Source organism: Sporofaciens sp. JLR.KK001, assembly GCF_036941055.1.
In the GTDB taxonomy this organism is placed as follows: domain Bacteria; phylum Bacillota; class Clostridia; order Lachnospirales; family Lachnospiraceae; genus Sporofaciens.
The window spans coordinates 277,291-292,206 of the sequence record NZ_JAYMNO010000002.1 but is presented as its reverse complement, the minus strand read 5'-3'; the positions used below and the strand labels follow the sequence as shown (position 1 = coordinate 292,206).

The window sequence follows — 14,916 nt, the reverse complement described above, 5'->3', positions numbered from 1 at the left end:
CCAGATCTTTTACCCCTGTTAAAACAGATTCCAGATCCCAGAAACCAGAGCTATATTACCTATCCTGCTGTGTTACTTCTTATGACCCGTATCCTTTCTTCTCTATTTTACATCAGCAGTATGAGGAAAACAAGTGAAGAATTCAATTCCAGTGAAATGATCAAAAACATCGTTACTTTTCACACCCACGCCAGTAATAGGCTTTTTAGAAAGTGTTGGTAAATGTGCTGAAATTGAAAAAATTTTTATCCACAGTAAATGATACGTTTGAGGACAAAATGTTAATAATATTTTGTCCTCAGGTATTTCTTGTGGATAACATTTTCTCCTTTCTGTTTTTCGTCTTAAAATCCCCTTCTCACATCTTTTTCTGCGTGGTTTGATATCCATTTGTCTTGAAAAATCAACGATTTATCCCTGGCAAAATGACGAATACCAGATTTCCTTCATTCGCTTTTTTTCCAGATTTCTGCTATACTTTTTTTATTACAAGTGCGGAGGCAGCAATGAGTAAAGAAACATCACTTATAAAAAAATATAAATTACAGATCTCTAAATTGGAGAATGCTCTTAAAGAAGCAGAAAATGTAATCCGAATCCAGGAAAAATGCATTCGGACTTCGGAAGAGCTTCTTGAACAGAAAGAAGAATATATTTCCATGCTGACATTACAACTGGAAGAGACAATAGAATTAAGCAGAACGATGGCACAGGTATTAGATTCCCGCCCCTAATTCATCAAAGGAGAGTACAGATGAATCCATTTGAATATACAAGTGCATTACAGTACAAAGTGAAATCACTGGCACAGCAGATCGCCGAATTTAAATCCGGCGAGAGATACCGGAAATTAGAAGAAGAATATAAGAGCATTATTCGGAAACTTGAAAAAAATATCCGGGAATTAAAACAAGAATTAGCACAGGCACGTAAGGAGATCCGGTCTGTCCGGAATCAATGGATGGAAGCAAATGATGATCTTTACCACGAATGCCAGAAAGAACTTGACAGGAAGGACCGTCTCATTGCAAAGCTCAAAAAAGAGAATCTGGAAGTTGTTCGCCAGAGAGATGAAGCATTAGATAAATGCCGTGATATAAGACAGGAATTCTACAGGGTAGGGGCTGAACTGGAGGAAGAAAAAGGCCTGAACCAAAAACTGACTGCGCAGGTCAATATGGATTTTGAGAATTCATCCATCCCCTCTTCCCAGCAGAAACCCGGCAGGAAAAAAATCCCGAACAGCCGGGTAAAAACTGACCGGAAACCAGGCGGACAGCCAGGCCATGCCGGACACCGCAGGAAGCTCCATGCCGTAACAGAGACACATGAAATCCCTGCGCCTGCAAAATACCTGGATAAAGAGAATTATTATGAGACAGGAAAAATCATTCGGAAACAGAAAGTGGTCATCCAGATGTCTGTAGCGGTCATGGAATATACGACAAAGGAATACCGTGACAAAAGAACCGGAGCCCGTGTACATGCTCCATTTCCAGAAGGATATATTAATGAAGTGAACTATGACGGGACGGTGAAGGCACTTGCCTTTCTCCTGAGCAATGAATGCAACGTATCCCATGGAAAAATAAGAAAGCTAATCTCAGAATTGACAAAAGGCGAGATCGAACTGTCCGACGGCATGATCAATGGTCTTACCAGGGAATTTTCAGCGAAAACAGCGGAAGAGAAAAAAGAGATTATAAAGAAACTAATGCAGTCTCCGGTCATGAATGCAGATTTTACAAACGCATCTGTAAATGGGCACAGTGCGCAGGTCCTTATACTTGCATCCCCGATCGCAGATGTGGCACTTTATATAGGCAGGGAGAAAAAAGGGCATAAAGGAATAGAAGGAACGCCGCTTGAGAATTATGTTGGGATTGTCTTGCATGACCATGACAAGACATTTTACCGTTATGGAACAAAACATCAGGAGTGTACCCAGCATGACTGCCGCTATCTGATCGGAAGCGAGCAGAATGAGCCGCAGCTGGAATGGAACAAGGAGATGCACGGATTGTTCCAGGAGATGCTGCATTACCGAAATGGGTTGGGGGAGAAAGAACTTGATCCGATAATTGTTGAGGGATTCGAGAAAAGGTATGACGAAATCCTGAACAAGGCGGAGAAAGAATATCAGGATGAGCCGCCGACTGAGTATTATAGGGAAGGGTATAATCTATTTCTCCGGTTAAGGGAATATAAAGAAAGTGAATTATTGTTCCTGCATGATAAACGGGTTCCAGCCAATAATTCCCTATGTGAAAGATTGGCAAGAGTCTATAAACGAAAACAGAAGCAGGCAATTACTCTGCGGAGCCAAGAAAGTTTAAACGATATTTGTAATGGCTTAAGCATAGTCTATTTGTTACGCGCACAAAATGTAGATGTATATCAGAAGATAACAGAAATATATGAACGGAAACGCCCGCCCAAACTAAAACAGGAAAAGGTTGTTGCTAAAGCTTAACGCCAAAGCAGCAACCTTTTCTTTATTATACAGATGGCGTGGGTGTGAAAAGTAACAAAACATCTGGCATCTATCCGGGGAGGAACAGACCGTGGAGGAGCTTCCCTACTGGGAAACCATCAACCGGTATCTGGAAAAAGTAGATCCGGAAAAATTGCAGGACATCTTAAACCGCCTTTGCAGCAGGCTTCTTTGCAGCCGGGCTTTTGAAAATATGCGAATCAGGGGCAAGTACTGGCAGGTGATCATAGATGGAACGCAGCTTTGCAGCAGCCGGAGGGAACTGGATGGGAAAAGCCTGCACCGGACCCATAACAAGGGGACGGAAAAAGAGTATCAGGAGAACTATTATTATGTGCTGGAAGCAAAGCTGGTACTGCATCCGAAAATCCTGATCAGTATTCAGACGGAATTTGTGGATAATGAAGAGGGAAAAGAAATGGAGAAACAGGACTGTGAAAGGAAGGCCTGCTGGCGTTTAATGGAAAAGCTGAAAAAAGCGTTTCCAAGGTTGCCGATCTGCCTGTGCGGGGACAGTCTGTATGCCTGTGAAGGTTTCTTTGAGAGATGCAAAGGAAAAAACTGGCGGTATATCCTGCGGTATAAGGAGGGGAGCATCCCGAGCATTGGGGAAGAATACAGAGAACTGAAAGAAATGGAGAAGAATTACCAGGAGCGCGAAACACAGACTGGGAAGGAATGGTATGATTACGTGACAGATATAGATTATAAAGGACATCAGGTAAATCTGGCAGAGTATGGAGAAAGCGGGGAGCATATCTGCAAAAAGGGCAGGAAAAAGGGAAAAGCAGAAACGATCCGGAAAGAATTCTGGTTTCTCACAGATCTGCCAATCACCAGAAAAAATGTGGCAGGACTGGTGGAGCGCGGAAGGATGAGATGGAGAATCGAGAATGATGGGTTTAACGCGCAGAAAAGGCAGGGATACCATCTGGAACACCAGTACAGCAGGAATTATCAGGCACTGAAAAACCATTATTATCTGATCCAGATTGGGCACATGATCAGCCAGATCATGGAGGCTTGGGAAAAAATATGGAAAAAGGTAAAGCAGAGTAGGGAGCAAAAGCACAGGAGGATACTGGAATCCATGAAAGAGACTCCATTGAGAGAATACAAGGAAGAGATCGCTAAAAAGATACAAATACGGTTGATATAGAGGACCATGTGGAAAGGTGGTGAAGGAGCAGATAACAACAAAAGTTAAAAAAGCAGAATACAGGGATTTTATGGCTTAAATAAGATTGCGTTGATAAAGCAAAATGAGAAAATAAAATCCAATGTACTCTAAGAGTGTAAGTATAAATTTAAGCGTCAGAGCTGATACAGGAAATTGCAGCTTGACAAAGAGGGATTCTTGTGGTAGATTAATTACAAGTCAAAACTGATGTTCTATCAGTAGATTTCAATGTTTCATTTCTTGCAAGATCTGCAAAGAATTCAGACAATCAATTTTATTCATTAATTGAGAGGAAAGCGGTGATGCCTATGGATGTATTTGCCTGAGGGAAGGACTATTTTTTAACTGTGAATTGTGCTAAGATGAAGGAGTAATAGTATGAAAAACAGAATAGTGTCGAAGATAGCGAAGGCAGCCAGGAGATATCGTGTGAATCAGAAGTACAAGGACAGGATATTCCGTATGATTTTCCATAAGAAGAAGGATTTGCTGTCCCTGTATAATGCCATTAATGGAACCAATTATACGAATCCGGATGATCTGGAGATCCGGACGTTGGATGACGCGGTGTATCTGGGATATAAGAACGACCTGTCGTTTTTGATCAGTGATACCTTGAATCTGTATGAACACCAGAGTACGGTGAATCCCAATATGCCGTTAAGGGGGATGCTGTATTTTGCCAATATGCTGAAAGCATATGTTGAGGAGAAGAAGTGTAATATCTATGGATCGAAGCTGGTACAGCTTCCCGTGCCGCGGTATCTGGTTTTCTACAATGGTTCAGACAGTATGCCGGATGTATCGGTGCTGAACCTGTCGGATGCATATATGAGGACGGCGGATGTATCTGCGGGAAAGGGCGATATGGATGGAACCATACAGGAAGCAATAAAGGCAGCAGATCCGGCGCTGGAGTGCAGAGCGGTGATACTGAACATCAATAAAGGACACAATATAGAACTGATGGCAAAATGCGAGCGTCTGGAGGCATATGCGTTTTTTGTATCGAGAGTCCGCGCGTATCTGGCGGCAGGTTGTACTTTGGAAGCTTCTGTAGATCGAGCGATAGACGATTGTGTAACGAATGATAAATTAACTGATATACTGGTGAAGAACAGAGCGGAGGTAAAGAATATGTTATTGACGGATTTTAGTGAGAAGAAGTATCGGAAGATATTGGTAGAAGAAGCAATAGCGGAAGGAAGAGAAGAGGGAAGAAAAGAAGGGAGAGTAGAAGGGAGAGAAGAAGGGAGAGTAGAAGGGAGAGAAGAAGGGAGAGTAGAAGGGAGAGAAGAAGGGAGAGTAGAAGGGAGAGAAGAGGGGAGACTCTTGACAATCAGGATTTTCCGGGAAGCGAAAGAGAATCCGGAAATTACATTTGAACAGATAGCAGAAAAGGTAGGCTGTACGGTGCAAGAAGTGGAAGATACTCTAAAGATGATAGGAATAAAATAAGTATGCTTTGATGAGATGATTGTGGGTAATAGAGAGGTATATATGATATGCAATATATCAGTGTCCAGAAAGCTGTTATGCGGAAGAGAATTGGGATAGATATTTGTATTGATAGATTGACTTATTCTATTCATCAGTGGTAGAATTTTATCAAAGAAGTGTGAAAAAGCAAGTATGACGTACAAAAATAGCTGTACTAGCTGTATACTTTTATGGATAGTGTAAGTTTTGAGGGGAGGGCTGGAATGAACCGTAGTAATTATTTTAACTACATAGAAGAAAAACTAAATATATTATCATATCGTATAAAAAGTAGAGGTAAAATAAATCTACTAGATTTAAATATTTATTCTGAGACATTTTTTGCTGAGCTTATGAATCACTTGTTGGGATATGAGTTAAAAAATATTAATGCTATCAGGCAAAATACAGAGGGAATAGATTTATTTGATAATAAAAACAAGATTATTGTTCAAGTTTCGTCTACGCTTCAAAACAAAAGATTGAAAATTCTTTAGCTAAAAAGATTTTAGAAGATTATTCGGGATTTTGTTTTAAGTTTATTGCAATTTCAGGAGATGCGGAAATGTGTGTCTCTATTTTAGTTGTAGATGCATTTATTCGTTGTAAGATATTTAAGAATCCGGAGGGATATAATCATGTTGTTACCTGACAATATACATCCTGGATTGAGTATATACTATAATGGATCATTTGTCCTTGAAGAATTGAAAAAAATGGATAATCAGACAATTATGGATTTGTATCAGAATGTAAAGGTTAAAAATGAAATGTCTTTTCCAGCTTTTATGTTATGTCTTGATTGGCTATATTTAATTGAAGCGGCTAGAATGAATGAAAAGGGGTATATTCAATTATGTTTATAAAAAAACTTATAATATCAAGTCCATCTGAGATTATTCGAGAAATAGAATTTTACTCTGGACTAAATTTAATGCTAATATGAGTTCTGGTAAGAAACAGGGAGAAATTTTATGTTTTGATTTGGCATATTTATTGTTTGCTGATGAGGAAGAACTTCCGTGTTTGCATTTTTTACTCAATGATAAGAAAGAACTTATGCATGATAATCAGTTAATTAAGGTCGCAGAATTTTTACAAAATAAAAATATTCAGTTAGTAATTTCTATATTAAGGGATAAATTACCAGTGGCTGTATTAGATAAAGCACATATTGCAGTGGAACTGTCCCAACGAGAAAAATTGTTTAAAATTGAAAATGGCTAAAGGATGTAATGGGAGATATTACTATGGCGGTAAGAAAGGGGTATAAGATATCATGGGCAGAAAAGTGTTAGAGTATGAGGCGAAGAGATGAAGAGAATCACTCTTGAAGCTCTGATCCGATCACATCGAGATACTCCATACAACCAACAATATGAATATATACTGACACTCATATCAGAGGGAAGGATCAAGCCCCTGAAAGCATCCGGGACGAATGGTAAGCATCCTGCGCTATACCGGGAATATTGGCTGATCGAGCAGGAGAAGGATTACCTTGCACTTGAAGAAGAGTTAAAATACCGGCTGCATCCCCTGCTCTCCGTGGATTATTATCTGTCTCATCTGAGGAATTATGAGAAGGACAGAGTATGGGTTTTGAGATTGAGTGAATATCTCAAAGAGAGCAGGGAATACTTGGAATACGCGGAATCTGTGAATGAGCGCAGCTTCGAGATATGGGGCAGAGAGAAGTTCCTGGGGCGCGAACAGGGGAAGAGGATCTTGAAGAATTGCGGACTGACGGAGGAGTTTCTTCATATCTATCAGACTACGGAGCCGCTGGCATATTATTCGCATACGCGGGACGTGCCGCAGAATCTTCTTATCCTGGAGAATAAGGATACCTTCTATAGCATGCGGCGGCATTTGATGGAGGGAGGCGGCAGAATCCTGGGGATGGAGTTTGGAACGCTGATCTATGGTGCGGGGAAGGGTATCTTGCGTTCATTCCTGGATTTTGATCTGTGTGTAGAGCCATACATGAGGGATGGAAGGAATGGAATCTATTATTTCGGAGATCTTGATTACGAGGGCATCGGAATCTATGAGAGTCTTGCGAAGATGAACGCCGGGGAGCGGAAGGTGATGCCGCTTGCGGCGGCATATGAGACGATGATCAAGAAGGCAGAGAGGACTTGCGGGACGGAGAATCTTCCGGATACGAAGGAGCAGCAGAACCGGAATATCCGGGAGGAGTTTTTCTCATATTTTGATACGGTGTGTGAAGATAAGATGAGGAAGCTGTTGGAGTCCGGGAAATATATCCCGCAGGAGATATTGAATATTACGGATTTTAGGTAGAGAGGAACAAGATGCAGTATGAATTTTTGAAACATTTTCCAAGAAGGATGAAGAATGTAGGCCTGTATGCGCTGCTGATCCAGAACAGCGCCCAGAAGACGACTTGGAAGCAGTATGGATTCCTGACGCTTGGAGAGCAGTTGAATCTGATCTTTGCTGTGATGCTCTACGTTATGGAGCAGTCTTTGAAGGAAGAGCATTGTACGATGGATGATATCGGGGCCTATATCGACACCGTCAATACACAGCATTTCGGGAAGGATATGGCGTATGATGACTGCAGGCAGCTTGGAGACTTCGTGGTCAATGTTGTGTTGTCCAACGAGGGCAAGGCGATGTATTTTGACGGGTTTGATTTCGAACAGAATGCGTATCAGACCTTGCATATCAGCTATGTAGCGAACAGGATCATTTACATAGATCAGGAATTCAGACGCACTTCTTATTATTTGACAGACGACGGATATAATCTTCTTCTTGCAACCCTTGAGATTGAGAACAATATGAAACTGACCATCCATGAGATGATATTTCAGATGCATCTTGAGAAGCAGAGCTATGACAAGGCTGTGGACGAGATCAAGAATGTGTTTAACCTGTTGAGGATCCAGCTTCAGAAGATCCAGGAGGCGATGGGGAAGATCCGGAGAAATGCATTGAATTACTCAGTGAAGGATTACGAGGAGATCCTGGTAGGGAATCTGGATACGATCAGTGATACGAAGCAGAAGTTCCAGAACTACAGGGAGATGGTGAAGAGCCGTGCGCGTGCGTTGGAGGAGGAGAATATCAATGTGAGGAGACTCAGCGGGAAGGAGGAGGAGAAGCTTGGCAATCTCCGGGTGATCGAGACATATCTGAACCGGACGATCGATGAGCATCAGAAGATATTGAACAGTCATTTCGATCTTAAGGCTTTATATACGAAGGAGTTGGAGACGCTGTCGCAGATGTCTCTGATCCGGCGGTTTCCTATGCGGACAGAGCTGTATGATAAGATTCTGGAGGATCCTAAGGGCCTGGAGAATCTGGATTATTTTCTTCGTCCGCTGTTCAATCAGGAGATAGAGAAGGTATATAACCTGAATAAAGCATTTCAACTGCAGCGTCCGGTGCGCAGGCGGGAAGAAGAGGATGCCGCGGAAGAACTGGATTTTGATGAGGAGGAGTGGATAAGGGAGCAGGAGCGGCTGCGCAAGGAGAAGCTTAAGCGTTATGAAGTGAGTCTTGGCAGGATTCTTGGGTATGCGGCAAGAACGGGAGAGATCTCTCTTATGGAGATCTCGGCGCTTACGCAGGAGAAGGAAGAGGAACGCCGGGAGATGATACCCAATGTCGAGATATTCAAGGAGATCATGGTGGAACTGATCAGGAACCAGGAGATCGATATTGCCGCGCTTTTAAGGGAGCGCAGTGAATTCATCCAGGATCGTCCTGAAGAGTTCCAGCTAAATGAGATGCTGCTGCGCCTGATGGAGGAATATCCCATGTTCCGTCACGTCAGTAAGGTGGAGACATATCGGATTGAGGATGGGAGTACGGTGACATTTGAAGGGATATTGAATGAGGCGCAGGAGCGAAAGACGATCCGGTGTTCGAATGTACGGATTCGGGTTATGTGAGGAAAGCGGGGAGAGCAGATATGGCATATGAATTAGAGGAGGTCAGGATCAGTCAGGAGATCTTCTATTATCTTCTGGAGCATCACGAGCTTCGGGAAGAAGAGGAGATACAGCTATATAAGGCATACACGGAGCAGGAAGAGGTTCAGAACCTGGTCAAATCCCAGGGAGAGATTGCCCAGAGCCGGATCGAGCGTTATGGGAATGTGATCTACCTGATTCCCAGGGAGGAGAATCATTTCCTGGGGTTCTCCAAAGCCCAGCTTAAGGCGGCGCTGTGCAAATCGTCAGGTACGGATAAGGATTACTATCTGTCCCAATTTGCGGTGCTGACTCTTCTGGTGGAATTCTTTGACGGTCAGGGGAGCAGCAGTAAGGCGAGAGAATACATCCGGGTGGGAGAGCTTCAGAACTGTATCTCTGCGCGGCTCAGGGAGGGCGCTCAGAGTATGGACGAGGAGGAAGAAGAGCAGGGGGGAATCGCATTCTCCGATATGTTGGAGGCGTATGAGGCGCTGCGCTCGGATGATAAGGGATCCAGAGCGAAGACTACGAAGGAAGGTTTTCTGCATCACATACTGTTATTCCTGCAGAAGCAGGGATTGATCGAGTATGTAGAGCAGGATGAGATGATTAAGACTACGAAGAAGCTGGATAATTTCATGGACTGGAATCTGCTGAACCAGAATAATTATCACAGAGTGCTGCGAGTGCTGGGGGTGACGGAGGATGAGTAAGATACAGGCCGTCAGGCTGATCAATGTAAATTATAACAATAATGCGATCCGTGTCAGTGATGAATGTCTTCATCTAAATGGGGAGAGTACGCTGCTCTCGCTCAGGAACGGCGGCGGTAAGTCGGTGCTGGTCCAGATGATGCTTGCTCCGTTCGTGCATAAGCGATACCGTGATGCGAAGGACCGTTCTTTCGAGAGCTACTTTACATCGAGCAAGCCGTCATTTATCCTGGTGGAGTGGGTGCTGGACGGCAGAGCAGGGTATGTCCTTACGGGGATGATGGTGCGAAGGAGCCAGGAGAGCGGTGAAGGCAGCGGCGAGAATCTGGAGATGATCAATATCATCAGTGAATATAAGGAACCATGTATCCAGGATATCCACCATCTTCCGGTGGTGGAGAAGAGGAAGAAGGAGATGATCCTCAAGAATTTTGCGGCGTGCAGGCAGATATTTGAGACGTATAAGAAGGATCGCTCGATGAATTTCTTCTATTATGATATGACGAATGCTGCGCAGTCCAGACAGTATTTTGACAAGCTTATGGAGTACCAGATCCATTATAAGGAATGGGAGACGATCATTAAGAAGGTGAACCTTAAGGAATCGGGACTTTCGGAGCTGTTCGCGGACTGCCGGGACGAGAAAGGTCTGGTGGAGAAATGGTTTCTTGACGCGGTAGAGAGCAAGCTGAATAAGGAGCGGAACCGCATGAAGGAATTCCAGACCATTCTGGAGAAATATGTGGGGCAGTACAAGGATAACCAGACCAAGATCAAGCGGCGCGACATCATATGCGCTTTTAAGGAAGAGGCGGAAGGAATCCGGGAGAGAGCGGAAGACTATTTTGAGAAGACGGAAGAGGTGAAGCGGCAGGAGAATCTTGTGGCACATTTTATTGCAGAACTGAACCGGCTGCATGGTGTGACAGAGGAAGAATATAATGATATCCTTGCGAGGATCGAGGAGCTCCGGGAGCGGATAGCCAGGATTGAATATGAGAAGCTGTCCAGCGAGATCCACAGACTCAATGAGGAGCAGTATTATCATACCAGTAACCGGGATATGATTGAGATCGAGAAGGAGGATCTGGAAGGGGAGGCCGGGAAGATCGAGAGGATGCTGCATCTGCTCAGATGCTCCAGACAACAGAAGGCGGCAGAGCAGGAGCGGGAGGAATTAGAAATGATTCGTCAGAAGCTTCTTGTGTCGCGTCGGAAGGAAGAGGACCTGGAGCCGGAGAGGAATGCGTTAGGGTCTGCGCTGAGGCGGTATTACGGGGAGCTTGTAGAGGAGAATGAGAAGAAGAGGCAGGAGAATGAGGAAGAGGTCAGGGCGACCGCAGAGGAGCTTGGCGAGACAGAATGCAGGCTGACAACTCTGGGAGAGGAACTGATACAGAATGCTGCCAGAGAAGGCGGGTTAAAGAACGCGGCAGCGTCCTATGACAGGACAGAGGACAACTTCAACCGTTGCTATGAGGAAGCCCTGGTCCGTAATATTCTTGGAGTATATGAGCCGGGAATGCTGGAGATCCGCCGAGAGGCTTATGAGAAGGAGCTTGAGAAGCTCTCGCGGGCACGGCAGGGGCTTAAGAGACAGCAGGAACAGGCGCAGGAGAGAAGCAGGAGCCGGGAGCGTGCGCTTCAGGACCTGCAAGCCGGGCAGCTTCGGGGGAAGCTTATGCTGACACAGAAGGAGGATATTCGGAAGGAGTATGAGCAGGAGCTTAATGACCGGAGAACGGTACTGAGTTACCTGAATCTGGAAGAAGCGGTATTGTTCGACACAGAGAAGATCCTGCATGCTTCCGGGAGAAAATTGCTGGAGATTGCGGGAATCAGGCGGAAGCTTGAGAAGGAAGAGGATATCCTGCAGAAGGAATACCACAGGCTGACGCAGGGGAAGGTGTTGGAGCTGCCGGAGGAACTGGAGCAGGAGCTTATGAATCTGGGAATCCATGTGGTCTATGGAATGGAGTGGTTAGGGAAGAACGGGTACTCGGAGCAGCAGAATCTGGAGCTGGTACGCCGTCACCCGTTCCTGCCCTATGCGTTGATCCTGTCAGAGGCAGAGCTTAAGAAGCTGTCTGGGCACACTGAAGGGATCTATACCTCGTTTCCTGTTCCGATCGTGCCAAGAGAATTACTGGAGAGAAGTGAAAGCGAGCGGGAGAGCGGGATCATACGGCTTGACGGGGTCAGCTTCTATGTGCTGTTCAATGAGAATCTGCTGAATGAAGAGAAGCTGCGCCTTCTGGTCGAAGAGAAGGAGAGGCAGATCCAGAGAAAGAAGGAAGCGATTGCCATCCGCCAGGCGGAGTACAAGGAGTATTTTGAACGGCAGGAGATGGTTCGGAACCAGGAGGTCAGCCAAGAGAAGTGGGATGCCAACGACAAGAGCATCAAGGAGCTTACGGAGAAACTGGGGAAGCTGCACGGAGAGATCCGGGAATGCACGGACGAGCTTAGCGCGCTTAAGGAAGAGACTTTGCGGTTGGAACAGGATATCCGTAAGAACGGGAAGGAGACAGAACATAAGCAGAGAAAATTTGAAGACTTTATCCGTCTGTGCAGGGACTATGAGCTGTATGAGCAGAACCTGAACGAGCTTGAGCGCTGCAAGAAGGAGGCCGAGAAGCTTACCCAGAAACAGAAGCTTTTGAAGGAACAGCAGGAGAAGCTCAGAGAACGTCAGAAGTCCGAAGAGATCGAGAGAAATCATCTGCTGCATACAGGAGAGGAGCTTAAGAGGGAGGCGCGGAAGTACCAGAAGTATGCCGATCATTCGGATATGGCGGATGATCCCGGGAGGGACAGTCAGGAAGATATCCGTGAATTGGAGGCCAGATATGCAGCGATCACATCCAGTATGTCCCAGGAGATCCAGGAGTTGGAGGATCAGGAGCAGAAGGCTGGGAGCCGCTGTCAGGAAGCAGCAGACGAGCTTTTGCATCTGCAGAGAAAATACGGCCTTACTGCGGACGAATGGTCAGACATATCCTATAGCCGTGAGGAGGAAACACACCAGGAGATCATGCTTGAGGACCGCAGGCAGAAGATTGCGGTAAAACAAAGACTCTGGAATGAGGAAGACAAGCAGATCGCTGTGATCGGTCAGCAGAAGAGCGAGCGTCTGAAGAGGATGCAAAGTGAGTGCGGGGAAGATGAACCGCTTCCTAAGGCGAAGATTCAGGATCAGGATTTCGATGCGAGGAAGAACCAGTTCCGTTATCAGGAGAAGGAGGCTGAGAAGCAGGCGGAGGACCGGAAGGAGCGGCTTAGGATCTATGATGAGAATCTGACGGCGCTGGCTGAATTCAGTGATCTCCCGCTGGGAGAGCAGATTGTGTGGGAACAGGACTTCCAGGAGATGGACGGACAGAATCTCAGGAATTATAAGGGGGTCCTGATCAGAGATCATAAGCAGAAGGAGCGGGACGGCCGGGATGCAAGAGAACGGCTTACGAGGCTGCTGAACCGGGTCGTGCGCATGGAGCAGTTTCAGGAGGATTTCTACAGGAAGCCGCTTGAGGCTATGCTGGAGCTGACGGGGGATGCGTCGGCCGTGCTTCGGCAGCTGTCAACGACTCTCCAGTCTTATGACAGCCTGATAGAGAAGCTTATGGTAGATATCTCTCTGGTGGAGAAGGAGAAGAAGAAGATCGTGGAGCTGATGGAGGACTATATTCGTGAGGTGCACCAGAACCTGGGCAGGATCGACCATAATTCTACCATCACGATCCGGGAACGTCCGGTCAAGATGTTGAAACTCCAGATCCCGGAATGGGAGGAGAACGAGAATCTGTATCTGATCCGTCTGCAGGATATGATCGATGAGATCACTCAGAAAGGGTTAAGACTGTTCGAACAGAATGAGAACGCACAGGAATATTTCGGTACGCAGATCACAACGAGGAATCTGTATGATACGGTGGTCGGGATCGGCAACGTGCAGATACGCCTGTATAAGATCGAAGCTCAGAGAGAATACCCAATCACCTGGACGGAAGTGGCCAGGAATTCCGGCGGAGAAGGATTCTTATCGGCATTCGTTATTCTCTCAAGCCTTCTATACTATATGAGGAAGGACGATACGGACATATTTGCGGACAGGAACGAGGGCAAGGTCCTGGTGATGGATAATCCTTTTGCACAGACGAATGCATCGCATCTGCTGAAGCCGCTGATGGATGTGGCGAAGAAGTCGAATACGCAGCTGATCTGCCTTACCGGTCTTGGCGGGGAGTCGATCTACAACCGATTCGACAATATTTATGTGCTGAATCTGATCGCGGCAAGCCTGAGGAACGGCATGCAATACCTGAAAGCAGATCATCTGCGAGGGAATGAGCCGGAGACGATGATCGTGTCTCAGATCGAAGTGATGGAACAGCAGGAGCTGGTGTTTTAAATGACAGAGAATATAAAATTACAAGAAGCAAGGAGTGGGAAGAGATGGCCAGATATGTAAGAGACTTGGTATTGAACAAGCCGGATGATTTCGTGCAGTTCATGATGAATGATTTTCTGCGGAAGAACAGCTTTGTGATGTCCGACTGGAAGGGAGAGCCGGCGTACCGTACCGGAGACGCTATGATGGAAGGGTACAAGTACCTTAAGTGGAACTATTCAGGAGGGATATTCCATCTGGAAGCGTGGATGAAGGGGACCTTTGGGGGCGAATGGAATCTTGACGGGTTCGTAGGGACATTGCAGAAGAAGCCTTATAAGGCAAGCCTGGAGCAACTGTTTGCTGCCCTTAACCAGCCGATTCCGATGAATCAGACGGGTGCGCCGGAGCAGATGAGTCCGATGCCGAATGTGGTGCCGGTACAGACGGTGGATAATTCCAGCGCGGCGACGATGGGGCTGGTATTTGGAATATTCAGTTTGATATTTGCATTTCTGATTCCGCTTGTGAGCATTCTACTTGCGTGTCTTGGATTCTCGAGAGCGAGGATGGGCGCGGGTTCCAGTAAGGCAGGATTGGCGAAGGCAGGGAAGATTCTCTGCATTATAGGAATCATTGCTGCAATCGTAATGTGGGGGCTGAATATATTGACGCTCTCGGCATCGTTTGCAAGATTCTATTAGAAG

13 protein-coding genes are annotated in these 14,916 nt (G+C 45.7%); 12 read left to right on the top strand and 1 reads right to left on the bottom strand.

The window, feature by feature from the left end; all coding sequences use genetic code 11:
- Positions 1-102: 102 nt before the first annotated feature.
- Positions 103-390 (bottom strand): hypothetical protein, encoded by a 288-nt coding sequence (locus tag VSQ62_RS26590; protein ID WP_334638062.1) that lies wholly within the window; start codon positions 388-390, stop codon positions 103-105.
- 116 nt (positions 391-506) lie between these two features.
- Here VSQ62_RS26590 and VSQ62_RS26585 point away from each other — a divergent pair, with 116 nt between their 5' ends.
- The 12 genes from VSQ62_RS26585 (at position 507) to VSQ62_RS26530 (ending at position 14,913) form a co-directional block, all read left to right on the top strand.
- Positions 507-734 carry a hypothetical protein gene (locus VSQ62_RS26585; RefSeq protein WP_334632908.1) on the top strand — a complete coding sequence of 76 codons (228 nt, stop codon included), beginning with the start codon at positions 507-509 and terminating at the stop codon, positions 732-734.
- A 20-nt stretch (positions 735-754) separates the two neighbouring features.
- Positions 755-2,473 carry an IS66 family transposase gene (locus tag VSQ62_RS26580; RefSeq protein ID WP_334632907.1) on the top strand — a complete coding sequence of 573 codons (1,719 nt, stop codon included), beginning with the start codon at positions 755-757 and terminating at the stop codon, positions 2,471-2,473.
- Between the two features lie 91 nt (positions 2,474-2,564).
- Entirely contained in the window at positions 2,565-3,653 is a 1,089-nt protein-coding gene (locus VSQ62_RS26575) for a transposase (RefSeq protein WP_334638061.1), read from the top strand.
- 399 nt (positions 3,654-4,052) lie between these two features.
- Positions 4,053-5,132: a hypothetical protein gene (locus VSQ62_RS26570; protein WP_334638060.1), complete on the top strand. Its 1,080-nt coding sequence runs from the start codon at positions 4,053-4,055 to the stop codon at positions 5,130-5,132.
- A gap of 245 nt (positions 5,133-5,377) precedes the next feature.
- A complete protein-coding gene (locus VSQ62_RS26565; protein WP_334638059.1) occupies positions 5,378-5,650 on the top strand; it encodes an SMEK domain-containing protein in 273 nt (90 codons plus the stop codon).
- A 141-nt stretch (positions 5,651-5,791) separates the two neighbouring features.
- Complete coding sequence (locus tag VSQ62_RS26560) at positions 5,792-6,019, top strand: ABC-three component system middle component 6 (protein ID WP_334638058.1); 228 nt, start codon at positions 5,792-5,794, stop codon at positions 6,017-6,019.
- A 46-nt stretch (positions 6,020-6,065) separates the two neighbouring features.
- Positions 6,066-6,380 carry a DUF2326 domain-containing protein gene (locus VSQ62_RS26555; RefSeq protein WP_334638524.1) on the top strand — a complete coding sequence of 105 codons (315 nt, stop codon included), beginning with the start codon at positions 6,066-6,068 and terminating at the stop codon, positions 6,378-6,380.
- An 87-nt stretch (positions 6,381-6,467) separates the two neighbouring features.
- Positions 6,468-7,460 (top strand): Wadjet anti-phage system protein JetD domain-containing protein, encoded by a 993-nt coding sequence (locus VSQ62_RS26550; RefSeq protein ID WP_334638057.1) that lies wholly within the window; start codon positions 6,468-6,470, stop codon positions 7,458-7,460.
- A gap of 11 nt (positions 7,461-7,471) precedes the next feature.
- A complete protein-coding gene (locus VSQ62_RS26545; protein ID WP_334638056.1) occupies positions 7,472-9,082 on the top strand; it encodes a hypothetical protein in 1,611 nt (536 codons plus the stop codon).
- A 20-nt stretch (positions 9,083-9,102) separates the two neighbouring features.
- Complete coding sequence (locus VSQ62_RS26540) at positions 9,103-9,819, top strand: DUF6063 family protein (RefSeq protein WP_334638055.1); 717 nt, start codon at positions 9,103-9,105, stop codon at positions 9,817-9,819.
- Positions 9,812-14,230, top strand: coding sequence for a hypothetical protein (locus VSQ62_RS26535; RefSeq protein ID WP_334638054.1), 4,419 nt, complete (start codon positions 9,812-9,814; stop codon positions 14,228-14,230). The genes VSQ62_RS26540 and VSQ62_RS26535 overlap by 8 nt, the downstream gene beginning before the upstream one ends.
- Positions 14,231-14,274: 44 nt before the next feature.
- On the top strand, positions 14,275-14,913 hold the full coding sequence (locus VSQ62_RS26530; RefSeq protein WP_334638053.1) for a DUF4190 domain-containing protein: 639 nt from the start codon (positions 14,275-14,277) through the stop codon (positions 14,911-14,913).
- Positions 14,914-14,916 lie beyond the last annotated feature (3 nt).

Coding starts and splice junctions, on each gene's coding strand:
- VSQ62_RS26580 (WP_334632907.1), top strand. CDS start 755: ATGAATCCATTTGAATATACAAGTGCATTACAGTACAAAGTGAAATCA.
- VSQ62_RS26585 (WP_334632908.1), top strand. CDS start 507: ATGAGTAAAGAAACATCACTTATAAAAAAATATAAATTACAGATCTCT.
- VSQ62_RS26535 (WP_334638054.1), top strand. CDS start 9,812: ATGAGTAAGATACAGGCCGTCAGGCTGATCAATGTAAATTATAACAAT.
- VSQ62_RS26570 (WP_334638060.1), top strand. CDS start 4,053: ATGAAAAACAGAATAGTGTCGAAGATAGCGAAGGCAGCCAGGAGATAT.
- VSQ62_RS26550 (WP_334638057.1), top strand. CDS start 6,468: ATGAAGAGAATCACTCTTGAAGCTCTGATCCGATCACATCGAGATACT.
- VSQ62_RS26590 (WP_334638062.1), bottom strand. CDS start 390: ATGGATATCAAACCACGCAGAAAAAGATGTGAGAAGGGGATTTTAAGA.
- VSQ62_RS26560 (WP_334638058.1), top strand. CDS start 5,792: ATGTTGTTACCTGACAATATACATCCTGGATTGAGTATATACTATAAT.
- VSQ62_RS26540 (WP_334638055.1), top strand. CDS start 9,103: ATGGCATATGAATTAGAGGAGGTCAGGATCAGTCAGGAGATCTTCTAT.
- VSQ62_RS26565 (WP_334638059.1), top strand. CDS start 5,378: ATGAACCGTAGTAATTATTTTAACTACATAGAAGAAAAACTAAATATA.
- VSQ62_RS26530 (WP_334638053.1), top strand. CDS start 14,275: ATGGCCAGATATGTAAGAGACTTGGTATTGAACAAGCCGGATGATTTC.
- VSQ62_RS26545 (WP_334638056.1), top strand. CDS start 7,472: ATGCAGTATGAATTTTTGAAACATTTTCCAAGAAGGATGAAGAATGTA.